This window comes from Kribbella sp. CCNWLW201, assembly GCF_037203805.1.
GTDB lineage: Bacteria > Actinomycetota > Actinomycetes > Propionibacteriales > Kribbellaceae > Kribbella.
The window spans coordinates 187,523-211,498 of the sequence record NZ_JBBCBQ010000005.1; the positions used below are offsets into that span (position 1 = coordinate 187,523).

Annotated in this window: 23 protein-coding genes; 14 read left to right on the plus strand and 9 right to left on the minus strand. The window is 67.6% G+C overall.

Annotated elements, in window-relative coordinates:
• Nucleotides 1-134: 134 nt before the first annotated feature.
• The 3 genes from V9K99_RS22705 to V9K99_RS22715 all read right to left on the minus strand — a co-directional run bounded on the left by V9K99_RS22705 (nucleotide 135) and on the right by V9K99_RS22715 (nucleotide 3,497).
• Nucleotides 135-965, minus strand: coding sequence for a S1 family peptidase (locus tag V9K99_RS22705; RefSeq protein WP_337006130.1), 831 nt, complete (start codon nucleotides 963-965; stop codon nucleotides 135-137).
• Nucleotides 966-1,058: 93 nt separating this feature from the next.
• Nucleotides 1,059-2,729 carry a DUF7800 domain-containing protein gene (locus V9K99_RS22710; protein ID WP_337006132.1) on the minus strand — a complete coding sequence of 557 codons (1,671 nt, stop codon included), beginning with the start codon at nucleotides 2,727-2,729 and terminating at the stop codon, nucleotides 1,059-1,061.
• A 183-nt stretch (nucleotides 2,730-2,912) separates the two neighbouring features.
• The gene (locus V9K99_RS22715) at nucleotides 2,913-3,497 is read right to left on the minus strand and encodes a TetR/AcrR family transcriptional regulator (RefSeq protein WP_337006134.1); all 585 of its coding nucleotides are present in this window, start codon (nucleotides 3,495-3,497) and stop codon (nucleotides 2,913-2,915) included.
• An 86-nt stretch (nucleotides 3,498-3,583) separates the two neighbouring features.
• On the opposite strand from V9K99_RS22715, the gene V9K99_RS22720 reads away from it, so the two are divergent.
• Nucleotides 3,584-4,735, plus strand: coding sequence for an acyl-CoA dehydrogenase family protein (locus V9K99_RS22720; protein WP_337006136.1), 1,152 nt, complete (start codon nucleotides 3,584-3,586; stop codon nucleotides 4,733-4,735).
• Nucleotides 4,732-5,499, plus strand: a complete 768-nt coding sequence (locus V9K99_RS22725; RefSeq protein ID WP_337006138.1) for an SDR family NAD(P)-dependent oxidoreductase — start codon at nucleotides 4,732-4,734, stop codon at nucleotides 5,497-5,499. The genes V9K99_RS22720 and V9K99_RS22725 overlap by 4 nt, the downstream gene beginning before the upstream one ends.
• Here V9K99_RS22725 and V9K99_RS22730 read toward each other — a convergent pair.
• Genes V9K99_RS22730 through V9K99_RS22740 form a run of 3 tightly spaced genes read right to left on the minus strand, consistent with a single transcriptional unit; the run spans nucleotide 5,492 to nucleotide 9,113 of the window.
• Complete coding sequence (locus V9K99_RS22730) at nucleotides 5,492-6,745, minus strand: alpha-galactosidase (protein WP_337006140.1); 1,254 nt, start codon at nucleotides 6,743-6,745, stop codon at nucleotides 5,492-5,494. The genes V9K99_RS22725 and V9K99_RS22730 overlap by 8 nt on opposite strands.
• A complete protein-coding gene (dgoD, locus tag V9K99_RS22735) occupies nucleotides 6,739-7,884 on the minus strand; it encodes a galactonate dehydratase (protein ID WP_337006141.1) in 1,146 nt (381 codons plus the stop codon). The genes V9K99_RS22730 and dgoD overlap by 7 nt, the downstream gene beginning before the upstream one ends.
• Complete coding sequence (locus V9K99_RS22740) at nucleotides 7,881-9,113, minus strand: ROK family transcriptional regulator (RefSeq protein WP_337006143.1); 1,233 nt, start codon at nucleotides 9,111-9,113, stop codon at nucleotides 7,881-7,883. Before V9K99_RS22740 ends, dgoD begins: the two co-directional genes overlap by 4 nt.
• A 146-nt stretch (nucleotides 9,114-9,259) precedes the next feature.
• Here V9K99_RS22740 and V9K99_RS22745 point away from each other — a divergent pair, with 146 nt between their 5' ends.
• From V9K99_RS22745 to V9K99_RS22775, 7 genes are all read left to right on the plus strand, one after another.
• On the plus strand, nucleotides 9,260-10,045 hold the full coding sequence (locus V9K99_RS22745; protein WP_337006145.1) for an NAD-dependent epimerase/dehydratase family protein: 786 nt from the start codon (nucleotides 9,260-9,262) through the stop codon (nucleotides 10,043-10,045).
• A 10-nt stretch (nucleotides 10,046-10,055) separates the two neighbouring features.
• Entirely contained in the window at nucleotides 10,056-11,423 is a 1,368-nt protein-coding gene (locus V9K99_RS22750; protein WP_337006147.1) for an ABC transporter substrate-binding protein, read from the plus strand.
• Nucleotides 11,420-12,403 carry a carbohydrate ABC transporter permease gene (locus V9K99_RS22755; RefSeq protein ID WP_337006149.1) on the plus strand — a complete coding sequence of 328 codons (984 nt, stop codon included), beginning with the start codon at nucleotides 11,420-11,422 and terminating at the stop codon, nucleotides 12,401-12,403. Before V9K99_RS22750 ends, V9K99_RS22755 begins: the two co-directional genes overlap by 4 nt.
• Entirely contained in the window at nucleotides 12,400-13,221 is an 822-nt protein-coding gene (locus tag V9K99_RS22760) for a carbohydrate ABC transporter permease (RefSeq protein WP_337006151.1), read from the plus strand. Before V9K99_RS22755 ends, V9K99_RS22760 begins: the two co-directional genes overlap by 4 nt.
• A 215-nt stretch (nucleotides 13,222-13,436) precedes the next feature.
• Nucleotides 13,437-14,075: a glycoside hydrolase family 16 protein gene (locus V9K99_RS22765; protein WP_337336407.1), complete on the plus strand. Its 639-nt coding sequence runs from the start codon at nucleotides 13,437-13,439 to the stop codon at nucleotides 14,073-14,075.
• Nucleotides 14,076-14,174: 99 nt separating this feature from the next.
• Nucleotides 14,175-14,447 carry a type II toxin-antitoxin system Phd/YefM family antitoxin gene (locus V9K99_RS22770; RefSeq protein WP_337006155.1) on the plus strand — a complete coding sequence of 91 codons (273 nt, stop codon included), beginning with the start codon at nucleotides 14,175-14,177 and terminating at the stop codon, nucleotides 14,445-14,447.
• On the plus strand, nucleotides 14,447-14,848 hold the full coding sequence (locus V9K99_RS22775; RefSeq protein WP_337006157.1) for a type II toxin-antitoxin system VapC family toxin: 402 nt from the start codon (nucleotides 14,447-14,449) through the stop codon (nucleotides 14,846-14,848). Before V9K99_RS22770 ends, V9K99_RS22775 begins: the two co-directional genes overlap by 1 nt.
• Nucleotides 14,849-14,965: 117 nt before the next feature.
• Here the strand turns inward: V9K99_RS22775 and V9K99_RS22780 are convergent, their stop codons facing one another.
• The 3 genes from V9K99_RS22780 to V9K99_RS22790 form a co-directional block, all read right to left on the minus strand.
• Nucleotides 14,966-16,003 carry a hypothetical protein gene (locus V9K99_RS22780; RefSeq protein WP_337006159.1) on the minus strand — a complete coding sequence of 346 codons (1,038 nt, stop codon included), beginning with the start codon at nucleotides 16,001-16,003 and terminating at the stop codon, nucleotides 14,966-14,968.
• Nucleotides 16,003-16,500 carry a SigE family RNA polymerase sigma factor gene (locus V9K99_RS22785; RefSeq protein WP_337006161.1) on the minus strand — a complete coding sequence of 166 codons (498 nt, stop codon included), beginning with the start codon at nucleotides 16,498-16,500 and terminating at the stop codon, nucleotides 16,003-16,005. The genes V9K99_RS22780 and V9K99_RS22785 overlap by 1 nt, the downstream gene beginning before the upstream one ends.
• A 73-nt stretch (nucleotides 16,501-16,573) precedes the next feature.
• Entirely contained in the window at nucleotides 16,574-17,800 is a 1,227-nt protein-coding gene (locus tag V9K99_RS22790; RefSeq protein WP_337006163.1) for a DUF4032 domain-containing protein, read from the minus strand.
• Between the two features lie 148 nt (nucleotides 17,801-17,948).
• Here V9K99_RS22790 and V9K99_RS22795 point away from each other — a divergent pair, with 148 nt between their 5' ends.
• The 5 genes from V9K99_RS22795 to V9K99_RS22815 all read left to right on the plus strand — a co-directional run bounded on the left by V9K99_RS22795 (nucleotide 17,949) and on the right by V9K99_RS22815 (nucleotide 23,933).
• Entirely contained in the window at nucleotides 17,949-18,941 is a 993-nt protein-coding gene (locus V9K99_RS22795) for a LacI family DNA-binding transcriptional regulator (RefSeq protein ID WP_337006165.1), read from the plus strand.
• 251 nt (nucleotides 18,942-19,192) lie between these two features.
• A complete protein-coding gene (locus V9K99_RS22800; RefSeq protein WP_337006167.1) occupies nucleotides 19,193-20,566 on the plus strand; it encodes an ABC transporter substrate-binding protein in 1,374 nt (457 codons plus the stop codon).
• Nucleotides 20,567-20,745: 179 nt separating this feature from the next.
• Nucleotides 20,746-21,516: a carbohydrate ABC transporter permease gene (locus tag V9K99_RS22805; protein WP_337006169.1), complete on the plus strand. Its 771-nt coding sequence runs from the start codon at nucleotides 20,746-20,748 to the stop codon at nucleotides 21,514-21,516.
• On the plus strand, nucleotides 21,513-22,382 hold the full coding sequence (locus V9K99_RS22810; protein WP_337006170.1) for a carbohydrate ABC transporter permease: 870 nt from the start codon (nucleotides 21,513-21,515) through the stop codon (nucleotides 22,380-22,382). Before V9K99_RS22805 ends, V9K99_RS22810 begins: the two co-directional genes overlap by 4 nt.
• Nucleotides 22,383-22,391: 9 nt before the next feature.
• Entirely contained in the window at nucleotides 22,392-23,933 is a 1,542-nt protein-coding gene (locus V9K99_RS22815; protein ID WP_337006172.1) for a glycoside hydrolase family 13 protein, read from the plus strand.
• The last annotated feature ends 43 nt before the right edge of the window (nucleotides 23,934-23,976 follow it).

A 23,976-nucleotide genomic window follows, 5' to 3' on the forward strand; every position in this document is an offset into this window, starting at 1 on the left:
GTACTACCCCGATAGTCCCTGAGTATTCAGGTGAGTTCGGAGAGTGAGGGAAATCCTGCGCGGCGGCCTCCCCCGGTTTTACCCGGAACTACGGGAAGCCGCCGCGGTGGGTGTGACTGGCGTCACATCAACGGTCAGTAAACGCTCACGCCGTACACGTTGAGGGCCTCGACCACCGGCTGGAAGTAGGTCACACCGCCGGAGGAGCAGTCGCCGGACCCACCTGAAGTGATGCCGAAGGCGTACTGCCGGTAGAACAGCGGGCCGCCGGAGTCACCCGGCTCGGCGCAGACGCTGGTCCGGATCAGGCCCGCGACCCGGCCGTCGCCGTAGTTAACCACGGAGCCCAGCCCGGTCACCCGGCCGCTGTGCAGACCGGTGGTGACGCCGGCCCGGTACACGTACTGCCCGACGCCCGGGTTCATCGCCACCCGGATGTCCTGCGAGCGGCCGTTGTACAGGTACACGCTGCCGCCGGGACGGACGGACAGGGGGTAGATGAGCAGGGCGTAGTCGTTCCACGGGTAGCTGGAGTGGTGCAGCTTGCCCATGTAGACGTCGTGGTCGGAGTCGGAGTACCAGGTCGAGGCCTCGTTGCCGCAGTGCCCGGCGGTCAGGGCGTAGTACTTGCCTCTCCGCTGGACATTGAAGGCGACCGAGCACTTGACCTCGCCGCCCCAGATGCCGGTGCCGCCGCTGACGTACTTGGTCAGCTTGCCGGGCAGCTTCTCGAGGACGACGTTCTCGCCGAGCCTCTTGGTGACGTTGGTCAGCGCGGTCAGCTTCGAACCGGTGACAGTGGAGTCGTAGGAGACGACGACCTTGCCGTCCGGCCGGGTCATCCAGGCCGTTCCGGGGGTGTACACCTCCTGGTTGAGGGTGGATGTGATGGCGGCCGCGGACAACCGTGGTGGCTTGACCGGATCGGCCTGAGCCGCCGGCAGGGCGGCCAGAGACAAAGTCATAGCGGCGACGATCGCCGCCGTGCGTCGGAGGGTGGAAGATCGCATGACAAAAGCCTTCCGTAACGAGCTGCGGGCGAACCGCTCGTGGCAGCTTCAGGACATCAAGCGCTTGGAAGGCGAGTCTAAGCGTCCATAGGTCAACGACCGCTCGAGAAGCTGCCGCTCGCCGCGCAGCTCGGCATGGTCGACGTCCACTGCCCAGTCCTCACCGGACAACGTCACCGTCATCGCGCCGTTGCCGAACCACGGACCATGCGCGATCCGCCAGTCGGCCGCGACATCGCGGACGCCGGCCGACCGGGCCAGCTTGTGCAGCAGCGTCGTCATCCAGCGTTTGTCGAGCAGGTGATTCGCCCACTGGATGTGCCGCGGGACCGGGTTCCGGAACGGCGACATGGTGAGCTGGCGGATCGCCGTACCGGGATGGTCGACGGCGAGCAGGTGCGCCTCGGCGAGGTAGCTGCAGTGCACGTCGCCGGACAGCAGCAGGATCGACGCCGGCGGATCCTCGCCGCCGACCACCTCGGCGAGCAGGTCGGTCACGTCGTCGAACGATCTGCGGAACGACGCCCAGTGCTCCAGATCCATGCCCTGCCGGATCTTCTCGCCGATCCGCGCGCCGCGCGGTCCCCAGGCGCCGGACGAGATCGCCTCGTCCCAGCCCTCCAGGTGATGCAGTCCGGGTGCGAGCAGGAACGGCAGCGTCGACGCGAGCAGCAGATGGTGGATCGGCCGGGACGCCTCGACGGTGTGATGCCGGACCCACTCCCACTCGTGCGCGTCGACCATCGCGCGTTCGCCCGGCTCGAGGTGCCGCGAGCAGCGCGAGTCGACCGCGACCAGCCGGACCCCGCGGGATGCGTCGCCGAAGTCGCGGTAGAAGCTCCACCGGGTCGAGGCCGGGTCCTCGTCGGCTGCCCACGCGAAGCTGTCCAGGTACGCCGTACGCTCGTCGTCCTCCTCGATCGTGAGCATCGCCCGGTACGTCGGATCCTGGTCGAGCTGCTCGGGCGACAGATTGCCGAGGTGCTGATAGACCCAGTACGACGCGTAGGCGCCGACGACCCGGTCATGCCACCACGGCTGCGAGGTGACCCAGCGACGCCAGGTCAGCGAGGTGTTCCAGTCGTCGCGCAGGTCGTGGTCGTCGAGCAGCATGCAGAGCGGGACGGTGGAGAACAGCCAGCGAACCGCCGGCGTCACCCACGCGTCGTCGTACAGCCAGGTGTACTCCTCGAAGTTGCCGATCTCGTCGGCGACCTCGGACCCTTGCCGACCGCCGTGCGCGTCCCGCAGTTTCTCGAGTACGGCGTCCGACGGGTCGTCGGCGTACACCTGGTCACCGAGCAGCAGGATCGCGTCCGGTGGTTCGTCGGTCCCGGCCGCCATCTGCTCGGCGAGCGCGACGAGCGCATCCGGCCCGAACTCCTTGAACCCCTTCGCGTCGAACGGCGCCGACCGCCGGCACGACCCGAACGTCAGCCGGAAGGTCCCGTCCGCGCGCGGCGTCCGGATCGCGCTGGGACCGAACTCGCTGTCCTCGAGCGGCCAGACTTTGTGGCCGTCCAGCCGCACCTCGTACGGCGTCGCGCTGTCCGGCGTGAGGCCCTTGATCCGGACCAGTGCGTAGTGGTGGCCGTGGACCGACCAGGTCCGGGCGCGGTGTCCGAGGATCTCGACGTCACAGGGCGCGCTGGTCTCGACCCAGACAGTGGCCCGAGTGTCATCGACGTACCGCAGCAGCGGCCCCAGCCTGAGTTCCACTCGGAAAACCTACAAGGTTAGGCCGTGTCTGATGATCCCGCGCCTACTGCGCGGCACTCGGCACGGCATCTCGCCGCACTGGAGCAAAGGCCACGATGGAAAAGCATCGAGGCCTTCACTCCAGCACGCCGAGCTACCGCACCGAGCACCTGCTCGCGACGGCGCGGGATCATCAGACACGACCTAGTCCAGCCGCAGGGAGTGCAGCACGAACGATGCGAGTTCGCGGTAGGCCTCGGCGTCGTTGAGGCCGGTGCGGCGGGCGATGTCGCCGCGCTGGATCGCCTGCATCGTGTGCGCGATCATCTCGGCCGCGAATGCGATGTCGACCGGCCGGAAGGCCTTGTTGTTGATGCCGTCCTCGATCAGCGTCCGGACCCGGTCGGCCGCGATCCGGGTGTTCCGTTCGTACACCGAGCGGGCCGGCGCGAACCGGGACACGTCGTCCAGGAACGTCCGGCTGGCCGGCCGGAGCGCGTCCGCGACCGCGTTCAGGTACGCCGCGATCCGCCGGTCGTGCCGGGTCTGTCGCGCGACCGCGGACTCGACCTGGGCGGTGGCATTCTTGAAGTAGTGCTTCACCACCTCGACGGCGAGCTGTTCCTTGCTCGGCGCGAGCGCGTAGAGGGTCGTCTTGCTGCAGCGCAGCTCGGCGGCGAGGTCGTCCAGGGTGAACCGGCTGAAGCCCTGTGTGAGAAACAGGGAGAGAAGCCGGTCGAGCAGCTCGGACTGCCTGCGGGTACGGCGCCCCGGAACGACTGTCGTCATATCGAGACAGCATAGAACGATACTGACGTATGTTCATCAGTATCGTTTGTAGTATCATTTTTCGCAGCCGTTGAGAGGGGTGCCTGATGGCTGTCGATCGTCTCCTGCCGACCGAGGAATCCACTGACCTGCTGGCTCTCGTGCGCGACCTGTGCACGCACGAGCTGGCGCCGCACGCTGCCCAGGCCGAGGAGAGCGAGACGTTCCCGCGGGAAGCGTTCCGCACCCTCGGCAAGGCGGGCCTGCTCGGCCTGCCCTACCCGGAGCAGTACGGCGGCGCCGAGCAGCCGTACGAGGTGTACCTCCAGATGCTGGAGGAGATCGCCGCCGCCTGGATGTCGGTCGGCGTGGGGGTCTCGGTGCACACCATGACGAGCTACGCCGTCGCCACCTTCGGCTCCGAGGAGCAGCGCGCGCGGCTGCTCCCCGACATGGTCGGCGGTGATCTGCTCGGCGCCTACGCGCTGTCCGAGCCGCAGGCCGGTTCCGACATCAGCCGGATGACCACGAAGGCGGTCCGGCAGGGCGACGAGTACGTCCTGACCGGCACCAAGGCCTGGATCAGCCACGGCTCGCATGCCGACTTCTACACCACCTTCGCCCGGACGTCGGAGGACCCGAAGCGCGGCATCTCCGCCTTCCACGTGCCGGCTTCGGTCGCGGGCCTCAGCTTCGGTGCGCCCGAGCGCAAAATGGGCCTGACCGGATCCACCACCACGCTGGTCAACTACGACCAGGTTCGCGTCCCGGTCTCCAACCGCATCGGCGCCGAGGGTGACGGCATGCGGATCGCCTTGTCCGCCTTGGATTCCGGCCGTCTCGGTATCGCCGCGTGTGCGACCGGCCTGGCCCAGGCCGCGCTCGACCTCGCCGCGTCGTACGCGCTGGAGCGGCAGCAGTTCGGGCAGGCGATCGCGGACTTCCAGGGCGTCCAGTTCCTGCTCGCCGACATGGCCGCCGCGGTCGAGTCGGCCCGCGCGACGTACCTGCAGGCCGCTCGCCGGCGCGACCTCGGCCGGTCGTTCACCCAGCAGGCGGCGATCGCCAAGCTGGTCTGCACCGACGCCGCGATGAAGGTCAGCACGGACGCCGTCCAGGTGCTCGGTGGGTACGGTTACACCCGCGAGTTCCCGGCCGAGCGCTACATGCGCGAGGCCAAGGTCACCCAGATCTTCGAAGGAACCAACCAGATCCAGCGGCTGGTGATCAGCCGCGACCTGCTCAGGAGCGTCAAATGAAGCTTGCCCCGTCCGATGTCGCACTGGTCACCGGTGGCGGTTCAGGCCTCGGTGAGGCGACGGTACGGCGGCTGGCCGCCGACGGGATCGGGGTCGTGATCGTCGACCTGCCGTCCTCAGCCGGCAAGGCGGTCGCCGACGAACTGGGCGACCGGGTCGTCTTCGCGCCGGCTGACGTCACCGACGAGGTCGCGGTGACCGCGGCCCTGGACGCGGCCGCCGCGCTCGGGCCCATGCGCGTCGTCGTCACCTGCGCGGGGATCGCCACCCCGGGCCGGGTCGTCGGCCGCAAGGGCCCGTTGCCGCTGGCAACCTTCCGGCAGGTGGTCGAGGTCAACCTGATCGGCACCTTCAACGTGCTCCGGCTGGCCGCCGAGCGGATGATCGCGCAGCCGGCCGGCGAGGACGGCGACCGCGGCGTCGTGGTGATGACCGCGTCCATCGCGGCGTACGACGGTCAGGTCGGGCAGGCGGCGTACGCGGCCAGCAAGGGCGGCATCGTCGGTCTCACCCTGACCGCGGCGCGCGACCTGGCGGACAAGGGGATCCGGGTCGTCACCATCGCGCCGGGCACGATGGAGACGCCGATGCTGGCGGGCCTCCCGGAGGAGACCCGCGCAGTCCTCGAGCAGCAGGTGCCGCACCCGTCGCGGCTCGGCCGGCCGTCGGAGTACGCCGCCCTGGTCGGTCACATCATCGACAACCAGCTGCTCAACGGCGAGGTCATCCGCCTCGACGGCGCTCTGCGGATGCCGCCTAGGTAAGACGCAACCAGCGCACACCATGCGCTGGAACGTCGTACTCCAGTTGGTCAGTCACGTCCTGCGCGGTGCCGTCCCACAGGTCCTGTGCCCTTGACGCACTGGCACCGACTGATGCCAGCGGCACGGTCACCTTGCGTGGGGAGGCGCCGGTCCAGAAGATCGCCACATAGCCGGGCTGTGCTGTCCAGACGATGAGTTCGCCGTCGTCGATCGGCTCACGGGTGACCTCGCGACCGTCGTACGACGACCGCAGCATCTCGGCAAGTGCGGGATTGGCGAGCAGATCCAGCGTCGCGTCGTTCGTGGTCGGCAGGTCGCCACCCATCATCAGCGGCGACCGTCCCATCACCCACAACGTCAGCAACGTCTTCTGCTCATCTGCGCTGAGTCGACTCGACCGATCCTCACCGCGCTCGGCCCGGATCCCGATGTGCCCGAGCGGCAGCATGTCGGCGTCCGCCCATCCACCGGCCTGCTGGAACGGCGCCCACCGGGCCAGCCGCGCGAACTGCGCGTGCACGTCCTCCCAGCGGTCCCACAGGTCGTCGGAGATCCGCCACATCTGCGCGTTGGCACGCAGGTGGTCGAGGTGGTGAGTCGACAGATGCGTGCCCGGCGACAGCGACAGCACGATGTCCCGGCCGCTGCGCTCGATCGCTCGCGCGTACGCCGCGATCTCACGATCGTGGTATGGCGCCAGCATGTCGTCGGCCTTGATGAAGTCGACACCCCAGGCGGCGAACTGCGCCACCTGCGCGTCGTAGTACGCCTGGGCGCCGGGGTGGTCGTGGTTCAGCCCCAGGTTGTCCGGGTTCCAGACGCAAACGTTCTCCGGGTCGGCGATCTCGCGCGCGGTCCACTGCGTGCCGAACACCGGCAGGTCGAGCTCGACCGCGTGCCGTGGGATGCCGCGCATGATGTGCAGCCCGAACTTCAGCCCGAGGTCGTGCACCTTCGCCGCGAGCGGCCCGAAGCCGGCGCCGTCGACCGCTGAGGGGAAGCGGTTGGGCGCCGGCAACTGGCGGCCGTGATCGTCCAGGACGATCGGCGCGTCCGCGTTGTAGCCGTGCGACCGGGCGGTCGGGTCGTACCACGCGATGTCCACGACGATCGTGTCCCAACCGGACGCCAGCAGCCGGTCGTGCATCACCTGCGCATTCGCGAGGGTCTCCTCCTCGGTGACCGTCGTACCGAAGCAGTCCCAGCTGTTCCATCCCATCGGCGGCGTCTGCGCCCGGGTCACCATTCTGCGAAACTCCCGTCTGGGTGGCGCAGCACCGGTGACCGCCAGCTGTGACCGTCCGCGGCAGCCGCGCGTACGGCGTCCTCGTTGACCTCGATGCCGAGGCCGGGGCCGGCCGGCCGCTCGATGTGGCCGTCGACGAACGTGAACACTAGTGGATCGATCAAGTAGTCGAGTAGCGCGCTCCCGCCGCCGTACTCGATGCCGAGGCTCTGCTCCTGGATCAGGAAGTTCGGTATGGCCAGGTCGATCTGCAGGCTGGCGGCCAGCGTGATCGGGCCCAACGGGCAGTGCGGTGCGACGGCCACGTCGTACACCTCGGCCATCGCGGCGATCCGGCGTACCTCGGAGATGCCGCCCGCGTGGGACAGGTCAGGCTGCGCGACCGCGATCCCGGTGGGCATCACGTCGCGGAAGTCCCAGCGGGAGTAGAGGCGTTCGCCGGTCGCGATCGGGATGCTGGTCGAGTCGGTGATCCGGCGCAGGTCGCGGGCGAACTCCGGCAGCACCGGCTCCTCGACGAACATCGGCAGCAGTGGCTCGAGCAACGGCAGGATCCGGCGGGTGGCCGCCGTACTGAACCTGCCGTGGAAGTCGAGCGCGATGTCGATGGAATCACCGAGTGCGTCGCGCAATGCCTCGACCCGGCCCACCATCGCGTGGATCTCGGCTGCCGAAGGCACCGCCGGCAACGCGTCGGAGACGTTGAGCTTGATCGCGGTGAATCCCTTGGCGACCTTGGCCTGCGCGTCGTCCACAAGTGCGGCGGTATCGCGCCCGCCGACCCAGGTGTACATGCGGATGCGGTCGCGGACCGGACCGCCGAGCAGCTCGTGTACCGGTGCCTCGTGGTAGCGGCCCTTGATGTCCCAGAGGGCCTGGTCGATCCCGGCCAGCGCGCTCGACAGCACCGGGCCGCCGCGGTAGAAACCGCCCTTGGCCAGCGCCTGCCAGTGATCCTCGATGCGCAGCGGATCTGTCCCGACCAGGTACTCCATCAGTGCGGTGACCGCGCCCTGGACCGCTTCGGCGCGACCCTCGACGATCGGCTCACCCCAGCCGCTGATGCCTTCGTCGGTGTCGATGCGCAAGAACTGCCAGCGCGGTGCAACCAGGAAAGTCTCGTACCCGACGATCTTCACACTGCCTCATTAGATTTGAGTTCCGCGCCGGCCAGCAGCGCGGCGACGAGCTGATCGGTCTGTCGCAGCACCAGGGCGGCGGCGCCGGACGCGCCCGCCCGGGCGCCGAGGTCGAGCTCTGCGGCGACCACGTCGGCGTCGCGGGTGAGTGCCATCGCGGATCGGCGCAAGGTGGCGCGGATCGGCTCCAGCACTAGGTCGCCGGCCCGGGCCAGCTCGCCGCCGACGATGATCCGCTCCGGGTTGAGCAGGTTGCAGATGTTCGCCAGCACCCGCCCAGTCATCTCGCCGGCCTCACGCAGCACGCGAACGGTCTCCGGGTCGCCGGCCTCGGCCGACGCAAGCAGCTCGTCGAGGTCCGCCAGCTGCAATGTCTTCAGTACGGCGAGAAGTGACGCGTACTGCACCAGGCAGCCACGGTTCCCACACGGGCACGGCGCACCGGCCGGGTCCGCCGAGATGTGGCCGATCTCGCCGCCGCCACCGCGCGCGCCACCGTGATGAAGGTTGCCGTCGACAAGCAATCCGGACCCGATCCCGGTGGACAGCCCGAGATACAGGACATCGCGGGCACCCCGGCCCGCGCCCCAGGTGAACTCGGCGACCGCCTCGAGCCGGGTGTTGTTCTCCACCAGCACCGGTACGGCGAGATGCCGGCTGAACTCGGCCGAGACGTTCACGCCCGCCCACGCCTGTCCTGGCAGCGACGGACCGACCACACCGCTCTGCAGGTCGATCGGACCGGGTACGCCGATCGCGACACCGACCAGGGCGGTGCGATCGAGCCCGGCCTCGGTCAGCAGATCGTCGAGCAGGGTCAAGCCGGCCGTCAACCGCTCCTGCCACGGGGTGTCCCCGCCGGTGGTGACTCCGGCGCTGGCCAGCGTCGTACCGGAGAGGTCGGTGACGTGGCCCCAGACGCGTTCGAGGGTGAAGTCCAGGCCGGCCGCCGCACCCGCTCCCGGGTTCGCCTGCAGGAAGCCGCGGGCGCGCCCGTCCACCTCCGAGGCGTCGATCCCGGCCTGGGCGACTTGGTCACCGACCGCCTCGATCACGACGCCGCCGATGATCAGGTCCGCCACGATCGTCGACACCGTGGTCCGGGACAGCCCGCAGATGCGCGCGAGCTCGGCGCGGTGCAACGCGCCGTGCTCCATCAGGCTCGACAGCAGCCGTTCGGAGTTGGTGCGCCGCAGCGCTCGCAGAGATCCGGTGTCCTTGGCAGCCACGTCGTCGAGTATTGACGGCGAGCCGTACCGGCGTCAACAAAATGGACATGGTTCGTTCACACTCTTGACACAAACCCGGAAGTACTCGAACAATCACGGTCACAGTTCGGGTATCGGTCCCGGCCGGGCGACATGGATGGCACGACATGGACGCTGTGCGGAACGACCGTGAACCGCTGGTGGTGATCACCGGCGGATTGGGGCGGGTGGCCACTGTGGTGCTGCCGCAACTGCGGAAGCACTACCGGCTCCGGCTCGTCGACCGGTCCACACCGGCCGGATCCGGCGACGAGGTGGTGCAGGCCGACATCGGCGACCCCGATGCGGCGTACCGGGCCTTCGAGGGAGCCGACGCCATCCTGCACCTGGCCGCGAACAGCAGCCCGTGGCAGACCTGGGACAGCGTGTACGCCGCCAACATCAGGCCGCTTCAGTACGTGCTCGAGGCGGCCGCGGCGCACGCCGTACCGAAGATCGTGCTGGCCAGCTCACTGCACGCGGTGGGCGAGTACAACCGGCCGCAGTACTGGCCGGTCGATCCACGCGTCGATCCCCGCCCGTGTTGCCCGTACGGCCTCGGCAAGGTCGTGCTCGAAGCACTCGGCCGGACGCACGCGGCCCGGACCGGCGCCTCGGTCACCTGCCTGCGCCTCGGCCTGACCGGCTGGGGGCTGACCGAGCGGCGCTATCTCGGCCAGTGGCTGTCCGACGGCGACGCCGGGCGGCTGATGCTGGCCGCGCTGAACTCACGAGAGCACTACGGCGTGCATTTCGGGGTGTCCGCCAACACCCGCAACCACTGGGACATCACCTCGGCCCGGCACGAGCTCGGCTACCGGCCCGAGGACGACAGCGAGCTGCTGGCAGACCGGACCGGGCCCTCCTCCGGCCCGGTCTGCCGGCTCTTCGACGACTCACAGCTTTCTGAATGAGAGGTTTGACATGACCACCACGAACCCAGGGCTCTCCCGCCGCCGGTTCCTTGCTGTCTCGGGTGCCGCCGTCGGTGGTGCCTTCGCGGTCGGCTGCTCGCCCGCGTCCTCGACGAACACCCCGGCCGCCACCGGCACCGGCTCGGGCTCGGCCGCCAAAGGGACCGTGACCGTCATGTCCCAGTCGGGTGAGTTCGGCCCGAAGGAGGCCAAGGCGGCCGCCCAGGCGCTCGGTCTCACCGTGAAGACGGTCGAGTACGACCTGACCAAGCTGACCGCGATGCTCGCCAGCGGCAACCCGCCCGACGTCGTCCGCGGGATGGGCGCGACCGAGACGCCGTACCTGGTGGCCCGGCAAGTGGCCGAGAACCTCGATCCGTACTTCGAGAAGAGCACGCTGATCAAGGCCGACGACATCGATCCGGTCAACGACGTCTGGCGGTACGACGGCGAGAAGCAGGGCAGCGGGCCGCGGTACGGGTTCGCGAAGGACTACTCGCAGGACTGCACCCTCTGGTACAACGGCGGGCTGTACGACGCCGCGAAGGTGACCCGCCCGAGCGCGACCACGCCGTTGCTGCTCGACGAACTGCTCGAAGAGGGCAAGAAGCTGACCAAGCGCCAGGGCGCGAAGGTCAGTGTCTACGGCCTCAACCCGAACGGGCTGGGCCTGTTCACCCAGCTGACCTGGCTGACCGATCTGGCCGGCGGGAAGCTGACCGCCGACGATCTCGCGTCGGTCGACTTCAGCAGCCCGGAGGCCCAGCGGGCCCTGACCTGGTACCTGGAGTACGCCAAGGCCGGCATCGGCCCGACCGTCCTCAACCCCGACCCGAACGGCTGGGACGGCCCGACCTTCCAGGCCGGCCGGATGGCGGCCACGCTCAGCGGCTACTGGCTCGGCGGGCTGTTCGCCGGTGACGCGAAGTCCGCCAAGGTCGCGGGCTTCGCACCGGCGCCGCAGTTCGACACCGGCCGCCGGGTCAGCCCGTGCTTCGGCGGCACCGGGCTGTGGATCCCAAAGGCCAGCAAGAACAAGGACGCCGCGTTCGCGGTGATGGAGTGGTTCCTGGCCGGTGACCCGGCCAAGGCGCGGGCGGCCGGCGGCTGGGGTATCCCGCCGCTGAAGTCGCTGCAGAAGCTCATGCCGCAGAAGCTGCCGTACCAGAAGCAGGCCTACGAGGTGCAGATGGCCGAGAAGGAGCACTTCTCGGTGATGTCCTTCACGCCGTACGTGCGGCTGGACGCGATCAACACCGTCATCGGCCGTGAGTTGCCCAAGGCAATCAAGGGGACGACCTCGGCCGGCCAGCTCGCCGACACGCTGAACTCGCAGATCAACGCGCAACTCGCGGACGGAAAGAAGCGGCTCCGGTGAGCTCCGCACTGACCGAGGTACGACGTTCCGCCGCGCCGGCCGCGGCGGAACAGGCGGACCGGGGGAGGAAGAAACCGCCGAGCCTGCGCAAGGCGCGGACCTTCTACCTGTTCGTCGCGCCGTGGATCATCGGGTTCGTCGCGCTCACCGTGTTCCCGCTGGGGTACGCGTTCTGGCTCAGCATGACCGACTCCGACGGTCTCTCGCCGAAGACCCACTTCGTCGGGTTCGCCAACTACATCGAGATCTTCCAGGACCCGCTGACGATCAGCTCGCTGGCGAAGACCGGGGTGTTCACCCTCGTCACGGTGCCGCTGTCGATCTTCGCCGGGCTGCTGCTCGCGGTGATGCTGAACCAGCGGATCAGGCTCCGCGGGCTGTTCCGGGCGCTGATCTACCTGCCCGCGGTGGTTCCGCCGGTGGGCGCGGCGCTGACGTTCCGGTTGATCTTCGACCGCGACGCCGGTGCGGCGAACGGCATCCTGAGCAGCTTCGGTGCGGACCCGATCACCTGGCTGGTCGATCCGAACGCCCGCTACGTGCTGTACGGCCTGGTGATGTGGGGCTGTGGCGGGTCGATGATCATCTCGCTGGCCGGGTTGCAGGACATCCCGCGTGAGCTGGTGGAGGCGGCCCAGGTGGACGGGGCGTCGTACTGGCAGTCCTTCACCAGGATCACCATCCCGCTGCTGTCGCCGGTGATCCTGTTCCAGGTGATCACCGGGGTGATCGGCTCGCTGCAGTCGTTCGCGCCGCTGCTGCTGTCCTCGGGTTCGCTCAGCGGGGCGGGGACGGTGCCGCAGGGCAACTACATGTACATGATCCACGTGTTCGCGCAGTACTTCTCCGCGTCCCGCTTCGGCTACGCCTCGGCGATGTTGTGGATGCTGTTCGCGGTCATCCTGCTCGTCACCCTGGTGATCATCAAGGTGAGCGCAAAGACCGTCTTCTACACCGTCGAGCCGGAGGGGAAGCGATGACCAGGTCCTACCGCTACGCGCTCTACATCGTGCTGCTGGCCGTCGTACTGCTGATGCTCAGCCCGATCTACTGGCTGGTGCAGACCTCGCTGAAGTCGCCGGCCGAGATGGCGTCGTTCCCGCCCACCTGGTGGCCGTCCGCACCGCGGCTCGCGAACTACTCCGAGGCGGTCACCAGCGTCAACTTCGTCGGCGCCCTGCAGAACTCGGTCACCATCGCCTTCATCACCACCACCCTCACCACGCTCAGCTCGGCCTGGGTCGGGTTCGGGTTCGCCCGGCTGACCGCGCCGGGGAAGAAGCAGCTGTTCGTCATCCTGCTGTCCACGATGATGCTGCCCGGCATCGTCACCCTGGTGCCGACGTACCTGATCTTCGCCAAGCTGCACATGGTCAACACCTACTGGCCTTGGGTGGCCTGGGGGCTCGGCGGCAGCGCCTTCCTGATCTTCCTGTTCCGGCAGTTCTTCGCCGGTATCCCGAAGGAGATGGAGGAGGCCGCCATCATCGACGGTTGCGGGTACGTCGGGATCTTCTGGCGGATCTTCCTGCCACAGTCGTGGCCGGTGATCGCGGCCAGCGTGATCCTGTCCTTCACCGGGGCCTGGGGCGACTTCGTCGGGCCCGCCATGTTCCTCAGCCAGGACAGCACCACGCTGGCGGTGGCGATGGCGACCGGCTACGTCAACGACAAGGGCCTGCCGCTGAACAACCTGGTGGCGGCCGGCGCGGTCATGTACGTCCTGCCGGTCCTGGTGCTGTTCATGTTCATGCAACGCCGCTTCGTCAGCGGCTTCTCCACGTCAGGAATCAAATGATGCCCAATCGTTTGCGTGGACTCGGAGCGGCCGGGTTGCTAGTTGCCGCCTGCCTCACCAGCACTGTGACAGCTGAAGCGGAGCCCACTGCCGTTTCCGCTCCCGTTGGTGCGACCTGTACGTCGTCCACCTCGCCTGCCGCACGCGACCTGCCGCTTGCGTGGCATGACGAGTTCAGCGGGCGGTCGCTGGACACGCGGCGGTGGAGCACGGTGATGGACTTCCCGGGTCGGGCCGGTGGTCACTACCACAACACGTCGTACGGGAGTTATGCCGTCGACGAGAACGTCGTACTCTCGCAAGGCCGGCTGCGGCTGGTCACCGACAACAAGCCCGTCGTCGGTACCGACCCGGCCGGGACCTACCAGTACACCGAGGGCTTCATCTCCTCGCACGACAAGTTCTTCCAGTCCTTCGGCTACTGGGAGATCTGCGCGAAGTTCCCAGCCGGCAAGGGATTGTGGCCCGCGTTCTGGCTGATCCCGCAGGACCGCAGCTGGCCGCCGGAGATCGACGTCGCCGAGTGGTTCGGCAGTATCGAGGGCATGCACAGCGGCCCTGCCTCCGGCAACTGGCCCGACGTCCGCTGGGACAGCAACTGGTCCTACGGCTCGGACCCGACCGCGGGCTGGCACAAGTACGGCGTCCTCTGGTCACCCGGCCGCATCACCTTCTACACCGACGGCGCCCCCACCTCTACCATCACCGGCGCCCAGGTCCCCACCAAGCCCATGTACGTCGTCCTCAACAGCGGCACCTGGGCCAACCCCGACCGAGGCGGCCCACCCGACCCCACCACCCCCTTCCCCAACACCTTCGACATCGACTACATCCGCGTCTACAGCGCGAATTAGCCCTGTGGACAAAGCCTGATCCTGGCCCAAACACCCATATCTTCTCTGGCGACAAACCAGGGAAGGCGGTGTCTGGCAAATATGTACTACAGTGGATTCATGGCTGAGGTTCCGATCCGGATGTTGAACCAGGAAACGGCCCGCGTGTTGGCTCGGGTGAAGCAGGGCGAGGAGATCGACATCACCGAGCGCGGTGTCGTCGTCGCTCGCCTGATCCCGGCCGAGCCGTCGCCAACGGCATGGCTGCTGGCGACGGGAAGTCTTCGGCCGGCCCGGCTGACGAGACCATTTTCGCGTCCGAAAGGCGAGGTACGGACCGACCACGAGGCCGGCGCGCTGCTGGAACAGATGCGCGACGAGGAACGCTACTGATGATCTACCTCGACACCGCGGCGCTGGTGAAGCTCGTCCGACGGGAGGCTGCGTCGGACGAGCTCGTCGAATGGCTCAACGAGCAGGTCGATCGGATCTTCGTCTCTTCGGCGCTCGTGGAGGTGGAGTTGCCTCGTGCCCTCCGACGATCTGAGCCGGCTCTGCTCACCGCTGCACCCTCTGTCCTGGCGCATATTTCCGTCTACGACGTCGACGAGACGGTTCGGACGACTGCGGCCGCCTACCAGGATCCGTGGATCCGATCGCTCGACGCGATCCATCTCGCCACCGCGGATGCTGTGCTGGGCGACGATCTGACCGCATTCGTCACGTACGACCGGCGTCTCCTGGCCACGGCCAAGGCGATCGGCCTTCCCACCGCAAGTCCCGGGCTGAGCTGACGCAAGGTCTCGACGGACAGTGTCCGATCGGACGGTGGGTCCCGTCGTACCGCGCCGCTGCTATGACTTCACCAGCACTCATCCGGCCACAACTCCCTTTGCACAGGACGACAAAGCTCAGCGGGGTGAGGGGGTGAGGGGTTTGGCTGCGTCGAAGAGGTCGCTGGGCTGGTTCGGTTTGTGGACGCCTTGGCGGAAGAGGTCCAAGGTCGCGTAGTCGGCGCGGCGTTGGGTGACGCCGTCGTCGGTGGGGAAGACGTGGCCGGCGTAGCAGCCGGCGATGATGCGGACTGGGTAGGAATTGGTGTGGCCATGCAGAGTGACGACGTACGTGCGCATGTCGGGGTCATGGCAGCCTTCGGCCCACGCTGGTGGCGGGCCCGCAGGGGAGGTGGCGAGTCGTTGTGCCAGCTTGGCGGCGCGTTCGCCGTTGAACAGAGAACCGGCGACCAGGGTGTTCTGCCAGTACTCGCAGATGCTTGCCGACGTGATGCGGTCGCCGGAGTCCAGGCCGTTTCCACGTGCGCCGGAGTCCGTGGGAGCGCAGCCGTAGTAGTCGGTGCCGGTGATCGGGCGGGCCGAGTCGAGGATGCGCTTGCGGAGAGCGTCGTCCTGAGTCAGCACGCTGATCTTCACACCGGCCACGAGCCGCGTCTCCTCGGTCCAACCGGCGTCGTATTGTTTGGTGCCAGGAGCCTGGACGTCGTTGAACCAGAGGTACTGCAGCCGTCGCTCGACCGGGAGTACGGCGTCCTCGCAAACGTAGCCCGATCGGCCGAACCAGCCGTTGTACCGACCGACGATCGGCTTGCTCATCGAGGACATTCCAGGGCACGGCGCCGGGCCGGAGATGTGCTGCGTCCAGTCCTGAGGTACCTGGACCTGGACCGTGTTGTATGACTCCCATCGCCAACCGGCCTCGGGTGTACCTGGGCGTGCAACCTCGGGGTCGGTGCGCAGGTCGTTGGTGATTGAGTGGGTTGCGGTGATTGCGGTCGCGACCACGGCGCATGCCAGTACGGCGGCGCCGAGTGTGCGACCGGTTCGGCGGCGTTGGAGACGGTCGTGGACGGCGGCGAGCAGGTCCTCGTCCGACGGTGCCTCCGTCGCGCGCTTCGACAAGCTCGTCATGATCAGCTTCTCGTGGGCGTCCATCAGCGGTTGACCTCCTCGGCGGTGGTGAGAGTGGTGCGCAGGCTGGCCAGCGCACGGTGGATCTGCGACCGGACGGTCGCGGGACTGCATTCGAGGATCTCGGCGATCTCCACATCGGGCAGGTCTTCGTAGTACCGCAGTACGACGGCCGCCCGCTGCTTGGCCGGCAACGTCGCACACAACGCCCAGACCGCGTCCTGCTCCGCTTGAGCGACCGCATGATCCGGGCTCGGCGAGTGCACGAAGGGATCCGCAGTCGGACTCTCTCGGCGGAAGAACCGCCGCCATCGCGAGATGTCGGCGTTGACGATCGAGCGCCGTACGTATGACTCGGGATCACCGTCGCGGCAGATCCGGGTCCATCGCGAGTACGCCGCCACCAGTGCGTCCTGGACAGCTTCCTCGGCGCGGCTGCGGTCGCGCGTGATCAGGTACGCGAACCGCAGCAACGCCGCACCACGCTGCCCCACCCACGCATCGAACTCCGGCCCCTCCATCGCCACCTCCCACCCCTAACCACGCCGGCAGCAGCCAGAACGTTGCAGGCTGCGCGGCTTGGGGCTGGTAGGGCTACTCGGGCTCGGGGATGGTGGGGGTCGGAAGTGCCAGCTTTTCGTCGGGTTTGGCCCGGAGTACGTCGTCGACGTACGAGCGAGCGGCTTCCATGGTGTCGACCTCGTGGCCGGCCTCTTCGGACAGGAACCAGCGGTGCTCGAGGACCTCGTGGAACACCTCGGCCGGCTCGAGCTTGCGCTTCAGGTCGCGCGGGACCGAGCGGACCACCGGCTCGAACACGTCGGTCAGCCACTGGTGCGCGACGATCTCCTCGTCCTCGTTCTGCTGGTCGGTGGAGGCGGCGAACGAGTCCAGGTCGTTCAGCAGCCGGCGGGCCTGGTTCTCCTCGACGTCCAGGCCGGTCAGCCGGAGCAGCCGGCGCGAGTGGTGCCCGGCATCCACGACCTTCGGCTGGATCCGGACCTGGCTGCCGTCCCAGTCGGTGATGATGTCGATCTCGGCGACGTCGAACCCGAGTTCGTTCAGCCGCCGGATCCGCGAGTCCAGCCGGTGCATCTCGTCGGTGGCGAACTCCTCCGGCGCGGTCAGCTCGGCCCACAGCGCCTCGTACCGGTCCTGGATCGACTGCACCGTTTCCTGCGGGTCGATGTCCGGGTCGAGCAGCCCGCCTTCCTGCAGATCGAGGAGCTCGCCGAACAGGTTGATCTCCGCGGTGTAGAGGTCGTGCGCCCGCTGCCCGTCGGAGATCTCCTGGTGCAGTTCACCCGTCTCGGCGTCCACCAGGTACGCCGCGAACGCGCCGGCGTCACGCCGGAACAACGTGTTGGACAGCGAGCAGTCGCCCCAGAAGAAGCCGAGCAGGTGCAGCCGCACGATCAGTGCGACCAGTGCGTCGATCAGCCGGTTCACCGTGTCCGGGCGGAGCGTGCTGGAGAACAGCGCGCGGTAGGGGAGCGAGAACTGCAGGTGCCGGGTGATCAGGATCGAGTCGATCGGCTCGCCGTTGCGGTCGAGCCGGTCGGTGATCACGCCGACGGGTTCGACCGAGGGGGACTCCAGGCGTTCCAGGTCGCGGAGCAGCCGGTACTCGTGCAGGGCGAGATGCTCGAGCACCTCCTTGATCGCGTAGACGCTGCCGTTGACCCGGACGAACCGGACCACGTGCCGCGAGATACCGCGCGGCAGCGCGACCAGTTGGTCCTCGGGCCAGTCTTCCAGCGGGACATCCCACGGAAGCGACAGCAGACCGGTGTCCGGGCGGGTGGCAACGAATCGGGGCACGGCCCCCAGTCTGTCAGCTTCTGCCCGAAATCCTGATCCTTCAGCCACCACCTGGTACGGCGCCCCGAAGATGACGGGCTGCCCCGGTGTACACCGATGTACGCAAGTGGTTGCAAGAACTTGCGCTATCGGGCGTACAGTTTGCGTCATGACACGACGACTTGCAGAGGTGGCCAAGAAGGTCGGCGTCAGCGAGGCGACCGTGAGCCGCGTGCTGAACGGGAAGCCAGGCGTCTCCGAAGCGACCCGGGAGGCGGTCCTCACCGCGCTGGACGTGCTCGGGTACGAGCGGCCGACCCAACTGCGCGGCGACCGGGCCCGGCTGGTCGGGCTGGTGCTGCCCGAGTTGCAGAACCCGATCTTCCCGGCGTTCGCCGAGGTCGTCGGCGGTGCGCTCGCGCAGCAGGGCTTCACCTCATTGCTCTGCACCCGGACGGTCGGCGGGGTGTCCGAGGCGGACTACGTCGACCTGCTCCTGCAGCAGCAGGTGTCCGGTGTGGTGTTCGCCGGCGGGTTCTACGCGCAGGCCGACGCGCCGCACGGGCACTACGAGTTGATCCAGGAGCGCAAGCTGCCGACCGTGCTGGTCAACGCGGCGGTCGACCATCTCGGCTTCCCGCAGGTGTCGTCGGACGACTTTGTCGCCGCGGAGATGGCGCTCGGGCACCTGCGCGCGCTCGGTCACCGGCGGATCGGCATGGTCCTCGGCCCCCGCGACCACATCCCGTCACGACGCAAGCTGGACGCCTTCATCGCCTCGGACGAGGCGGATCTCGAGCTGGTCGAGCACACCATGTTCTCGCTCGAGGGCGGGCACGCGGCCGCGACCCGCCTGGTCAACAAGGGCGTCACCGGCATCGTCTGCGCCAGCGACATCCTTGCCCTCGGCGCCATTCGCGCGGTCCGCCGGGCCGGCCTCACCGTCCCCGAGGAAGTCTCGGTGATCGGGTACGACGACTCCGCGATGATGAACTGCACCGACCCGCCACTGACCACCGTCCGCCAGCCCATCGACGCCATGGGCCGCGCTGCCGTCGACATGCTCGTCGCCCTGATCGAACGCGCCGCCGTCCCCGCCGACGAACTCCTCTTCGAGCCCGAACTCGTCGTCCGCGCCTCCACCGCTCGCGCCAGGATCTAACCCCCGCCACCAGCACCACCGGCGCCAATCTGATCCGCGCGACCGCCACCGCCCGCGCCAGGATCTGACCCCGCGACCACTCACTACCCGCAGCCGCTGACCGCTCGCCGGTCGGCGGCTGCTGTCGTCTGCTTGGCGCCCGCCACCTTCCCATCATGAGTCACGTTTTTGCAATCTTCGATCGAACTATTGCGCAGCTTCGATCGAGTTGCCTACGGTGTGCGCCAGACGCCGAGGGAGAGGGTGGATCGATGAGGACAACGCGCCGCGGGCTCGGCCTGCTGCTGGTGATGGGACTCGGGCTGGTGGCCGCGTCCTGTGGGTCGGGGGACGACAAGCCGGATGCGCAGGGATCAGCGGGCGCCGACGGCCCGGTGACGATCACGGTCGGCTGTCAGCCGCCGAAGAGCAATCCGAAGGAACGGTCGGCCTGGGACGCGGATGTCGCCGAGTTCCAGACGTTGCACCCGAACATCACCATCCAGAGCAAGGATGCGTTCCCGTGCATCAACCCGGACACCTTCCAGGCGAAGCTGGCCGGCGGGACCCAGGAGGACGTCTTCTACGTCTACTACACCGACGTGCAGAAGATCATCAAAGCCCGGCAAGCCGCCGACATCAGCCAGTACGTCGGCAGCGTCAAGGCGGTCAGCGACGTGCGCGCCGACGTGATGAGCGTGTTCAAGGACGGCGACAAGACCTACGGCCTGCCGCGCAACAACTACAACATGGGCCTGGTCTACAACCGGAAGCTGTTCACCCAGGCCGGTCTCGACCCGGACGCCCCGCCGAAGACCTGGGCCGACGTGCAGGCGGCGGCCAAGAAGATCGCCGGGCTGGGCGCCGGGTACGTCGGCTTCGGTGAGTACTCCGCCGGCAACACCGGCGGCTGGCACTTCGCCGCCTCCCTGTACGCCCGCGGCGGCTCGATGGTCAGCGACGACGGCAAGTCCGCCGCGTTCAACAGTGCCGAGGGCAAGGCGGTGCTGGAGAACCTCAAGCAGATGCGCTGGAACGACAACTCGATGGGCAGCAAGCAGCTCCTCCAGTGGGAGGACCTGATGCGGATGATGGGCTCCGGCAAGCTCGGGATGATGATCGGCGCACCGGATGTGGTGCAGGGGGTGAACAACGACTTCCAAGGCAAGTTCGAGGACTACGGCGTCACCGCCGTACCGGAGTCCGAGGGCAAGGCGTCGCTGAGTGGTGGCGACGGCTACATGTTCAACCCGAAGGCGACGCCGGAGAAGATCAAGGCCGGGCTGCTCTGGCTGGAGTTCCACGAGCTCACGCCGGGCAAGGGACAGTTCAACTACGCTCGCGCCAAGGAGCAGGGCCGGCCGGTCGGGCTGCCGATCCCGGACCTGTACGGCGACTCCGCGCCGGGCCAGGAGATCGTTGCCCTCCGCAAGCAGTACGCCACTGTCCCGGTCGACCACTTCACGCCGTACGTCGCCGCGCAGTCGAAGATCACCAACAAGCTTGAACCACCGAAGGCACAGGAGCTGTACGCCGTCCTGGACGTCGCGATGTCCGCCGTACTCACCCGCCAGGACGCCGACATCGACAAGCTCCTGCGCGACGCCGAGAGCAAAGCCAACAAGATCCTCGCCAAGAACACCTGATGACTGTTACCGAGGAGCAGGTCCGTCGTCCCCATCGCGTGGGGACGACGGATCCGCGACCACAGGACGACCACGGTGCTCTGCGGAGAGCGGTGGGGCGCAACCTCACCGCCTATGGGTTCTTGTGTGGGGCGCTGATCTGTTTTGGGTTGTTTTCTTGGTACCCGATGGTGCGGGAGGTGATTCTCAGCTTCCAGGAGAACAACTTCGTTGATCCGCCGCGGTGGGTCGGGTTCGACAACTTCCGCAGTGTGATCGAGGACCCGGCGTTCCGTTCGGCCTGGCTCAACACTGCGGCGTTCAGCGGGCTGGCGCTCGTCATCGGGTACGCCGTTCCGTTCGTGCTGGCCGTCGTACTCAACGAACTCAAGCACGCCAAGGCCTACCTGCGGTTCGTCGTCTACCTGCCGGTGATGCTCCCGCCGGCCGTCGCCGTCCTGCTGTTCAAGTGGTTCTACGACCCCGGCGCCGGTCTGTTCAACCAGGTGCTCGACGTGTTCCACCTGCCGCCGCTGAGCTGGCTCGACTCGACCAGTACGGCGCTTGTCAGCCTGGTGCTCGTGTCGACCTGGATGAATCTCGGCACCGGCACGCTGATCTACCTGGCCGCGCTGCAAAGCATTCCCGGCGATCTGTACGAGTCGGCCGAGCTCGACGGTGCGGGTCTGCTGAAGCGTGTCTGGCACGTGACGATCCCGCAGACCAAGCTGATCCTGCTGGTGATGTTGCTGTTGCAGATCGTCGCGACCATGCAGGTGTTCATCGAGCCGTACCTGCTGACCGGCGGCGGCCCGGAGAACGCGACCGTCACGGTCGCCTATCTGATGTACCAGTACGCCTTCAACTTCGGCGACTTCGGTGGCGGCGGCGCGCTCGGCCTGATGCTGATGGTCGTCCTGATGGTGTTCTCCGCGATCTACCTGCGCGTGTCCCGAGAGGAGGCCAGATGAGGACCCTGGTGTCACCGCTGTCTCTCCGGACCACCCGCGGCCGGCTGATCTACTGGGCGACGCTGAGCCTGACAGTCATCGGATTCACCGGCGCCTTCGTCTTCCCGCTGTACTGGATGGTGACCGGCGCGCTGAAGTCGCCGGACGAGCTGGCCCAGATCCCGCCGAGTTTCTTCCCCACGGACTACGACTTCGGGGTCTACAAACAGGCGTGGGAGCAGTTGCAGCTCGGCGTCTTCCTGAAGAACACGGTCCTGTACGCCGGTGGCGCCTGGCTCTTCACGCTCGCGGTCGACGTCACGGCGGCGTACGCGTTGTCGAAGCTCCGGCCGTTCTTCGGCAAGGTCGTCCTCGGCGCGATGCTGGCGACCCTGATGATCCCGCCGATGGTCTTGCTGCTGCCGACGTACCTGACCGCCAAGGATCTGCCGATCCTGCATCTCGACCTGCTGAACACGCCCTGGGCGATTTGGTTGCCGGCGGCAGCGAACGGGTTCTTCGTCTTCCTGCTGAAGCGGTTCTTCGACTCGATCCCGCGCGAGCTGCTGGAGGCGGCCGAGATCGACGGCGCGTCGCCGATGCGGATCCTGTGGTCGATCGTGCTGCCGGTGTCGCGGCCGATCCTCGGGGTGGTGTCGATCCTGTCCGTGGTGACGGTGTGGAAGGACTTCGTCTGGCCGCTGCTGGTGCTGCCGGAGACGGACAAGATGTCGATCAGCGTCGGCATCGCGTCGCTGTCCGCGCAGATGCCGCAGAACGTGCTGATCGCGTCCCTGGTGATCGCCAGCCTGCCCACAATCCTGGTGTTCTTCGTATTCCAGCGCAGCATCATGGCGGGCCTGACCGCCGGAAGCCTCAAAGGGTAAGGAGATTCAATGGCGGACGAGTGGTGGCGTGGGGCGGCGATCTACCAGGTGTATCTGCGGAGTTTCGCCGATGGGAACGGCGACGGGATCGGTGACCTGGCCGGTCTCCGGGACAAACTGCCGTACCTGGCCGAGCTCGGTGTCGACGCGATCTGGCTGAACCCGTGGTACCCGTCCCCGATGGCCGACGGCGGGTACGACGTCGCCGACTACCGAGCCATCGACCCGGCATTCGGGACGCTCCAGGAGGCCGAGGCGTACATCGCGGAAGCCCACGCCCTGAACATCCGCACCATCATCGACATCGTCCCCAACCACGGCTCCGACCAGCAGGACTGGTTCGTCCAGGCACTCCAGGCCGGCCCCGGCTCGCCCGAGCGCAATCGCTTCATCTTCAAGCCTGGAAGGGGAAACCAGCCACCCAACGACTGGCAGTCCATCTTCAACGGACCAGCCTGGACCCAGGTCGAGGACGGTGACTGGTACCTGCATCTGTTCGCCCCCGAGCAGCCCGACTTCAACTGGCGCAACCCCGAGGTGGTGGAGGAGTTCCACGACATCCTCCGGTTCTGGCTGGACCGTGGTGTCGACGGGATCCGCATCGACAGTGCCGCCGTACTGTTCAAGGACCTGGACAGTGCCGAGGAGTCGTACACCGACCACGACGAGGTGCACGAGATCTACCGCGGCTGGCGGCGGATCACCGACGAGTACGACGACCGGTTCCTGGTCGGCGAGATGTGGATGCCGGACCAGGAGCGGTTCGCGCTGTACCTGCGGCCGGACGAGATGCAGACCGCGTTCAACTTCGACTTCCTGTCCCGCCCTTGGCAGGCGGACGAGCTCAAGGCGTCGATCGACCTCACCCTGACCACCCACGTCCCGATCGGCGCCCCGCCGACCTGGGTGCTGTCCAACCACGACGTCACCCGGCCGGTGACGAAGTACGGTCGCCCGGACACGTCGTTCTCGCACCAGGACCGCAAGCACGGCATGCAGACCGACCTCGTCCTCGGCGAACGCCGGGCCCGCGCGGCTGCCCTGCTCGCGATGGCTCTACCCGGTGGACTGTACGTCTATCAAGGCGAGGAACTCGGCCTACCAGAAGTCGAAGACCTCCCGGACCACCTGCTCCAGGACCCGATCTTCACCCGCTCGAAAGGCGCCGATCGCGGCCGTGATGGTTGCCGAGTGCCCCTTCCCTGGTCCGGCAAGGAGCCCCCGTTCGGCTTCGGCACCGGTACGCCGTGGCTACCCCAACCAGCCGACTGGAAGAACCTCACCGCCGAGTCCCAGTACGACGACCAGAACTCGATGCTCACCCTCTACCGGACAGGCCTGAAACTCCGCCGCACCCACCTGGGCGACGGCACCCTCCGCTGGCTCGACACCCCACCCGGAGTCCTGGCCTTCACCCGCGAAAACCTCATCTCCATCACCAACCTGACCCCAACCCCCATCAACCTCCCACCGCACGACGAACTGCTACTGGCCAGCACCCCATTGGACACCGGGCTACTGCCGCCCGACACGACGGCCTGGATTCGCTAGGGCTGCGCCAAGGAAGGTCGGGGTCGCCCAGAGCACACACCCG

What these genes read in the sequence shown, in the direction of transcription:
- V9K99_RS22705 (WP_337006130.1), bottom strand. Translation starts at nt 965, where the DNA reads ATGACTTTGTCTCTGGCCGCCCTGCCGGCGGCTCAGGCCGATCCGGTC.
- V9K99_RS22715 (WP_337006134.1), bottom strand. Translation starts at nt 3,497, where the DNA reads ATGACGACAGTCGTTCCGGGGCGCCGTACCCGCAGGCAGTCCGAGCTG.
- V9K99_RS22720 (WP_337006136.1), top strand. Translation starts at nt 3,584, where the DNA reads ATGGCTGTCGATCGTCTCCTGCCGACCGAGGAATCCACTGACCTGCTG.
- V9K99_RS22725 (WP_337006138.1), top strand. Translation starts at nt 4,732, where the DNA reads ATGAAGCTTGCCCCGTCCGATGTCGCACTGGTCACCGGTGGCGGTTCA.
- V9K99_RS22730 (WP_337006140.1), bottom strand. Translation starts at nt 6,745, where the DNA reads ATGGTGACCCGGGCGCAGACGCCGCCGATGGGATGGAACAGCTGGGAC.
- V9K99_RS22745 (WP_337006145.1), top strand. Translation starts at nt 9,260, where the DNA reads ATGGACGCTGTGCGGAACGACCGTGAACCGCTGGTGGTGATCACCGGC.
- V9K99_RS22750 (WP_337006147.1), top strand. Translation starts at nt 10,056, where the DNA reads ATGACCACCACGAACCCAGGGCTCTCCCGCCGCCGGTTCCTTGCTGTC.
- V9K99_RS22760 (WP_337006151.1), top strand. Translation starts at nt 12,400, where the DNA reads ATGACCAGGTCCTACCGCTACGCGCTCTACATCGTGCTGCTGGCCGTC.
- V9K99_RS22765 (WP_337336407.1), top strand. Translation starts at nt 13,437, where the DNA reads ATGGACTTCCCGGGTCGGGCCGGTGGTCACTACCACAACACGTCGTAC.
- V9K99_RS22770 (WP_337006155.1), top strand. Translation starts at nt 14,175, where the DNA reads ATGGCTGAGGTTCCGATCCGGATGTTGAACCAGGAAACGGCCCGCGTG.
- V9K99_RS22775 (WP_337006157.1), top strand. Translation starts at nt 14,447, where the DNA reads ATGATCTACCTCGACACCGCGGCGCTGGTGAAGCTCGTCCGACGGGAG.
- V9K99_RS22780 (WP_337006159.1), bottom strand. Translation starts at nt 16,003, where the DNA reads ATGGACGCCCACGAGAAGCTGATCATGACGAGCTTGTCGAAGCGCGCG.
- V9K99_RS22785 (WP_337006161.1), bottom strand. Translation starts at nt 16,500, where the DNA reads ATGGAGGGGCCGGAGTTCGATGCGTGGGTGGGGCAGCGTGGTGCGGCG.
- V9K99_RS22795 (WP_337006165.1), top strand. Translation starts at nt 17,949, where the DNA reads ATGACACGACGACTTGCAGAGGTGGCCAAGAAGGTCGGCGTCAGCGAG.
- V9K99_RS22800 (WP_337006167.1), top strand. Translation starts at nt 19,193, where the DNA reads ATGAGGACAACGCGCCGCGGGCTCGGCCTGCTGCTGGTGATGGGACTC.
- V9K99_RS22810 (WP_337006170.1), top strand. Translation starts at nt 21,513, where the DNA reads ATGAGGACCCTGGTGTCACCGCTGTCTCTCCGGACCACCCGCGGCCGG.
- V9K99_RS22815 (WP_337006172.1), top strand. Translation starts at nt 22,392, where the DNA reads ATGGCGGACGAGTGGTGGCGTGGGGCGGCGATCTACCAGGTGTATCTG.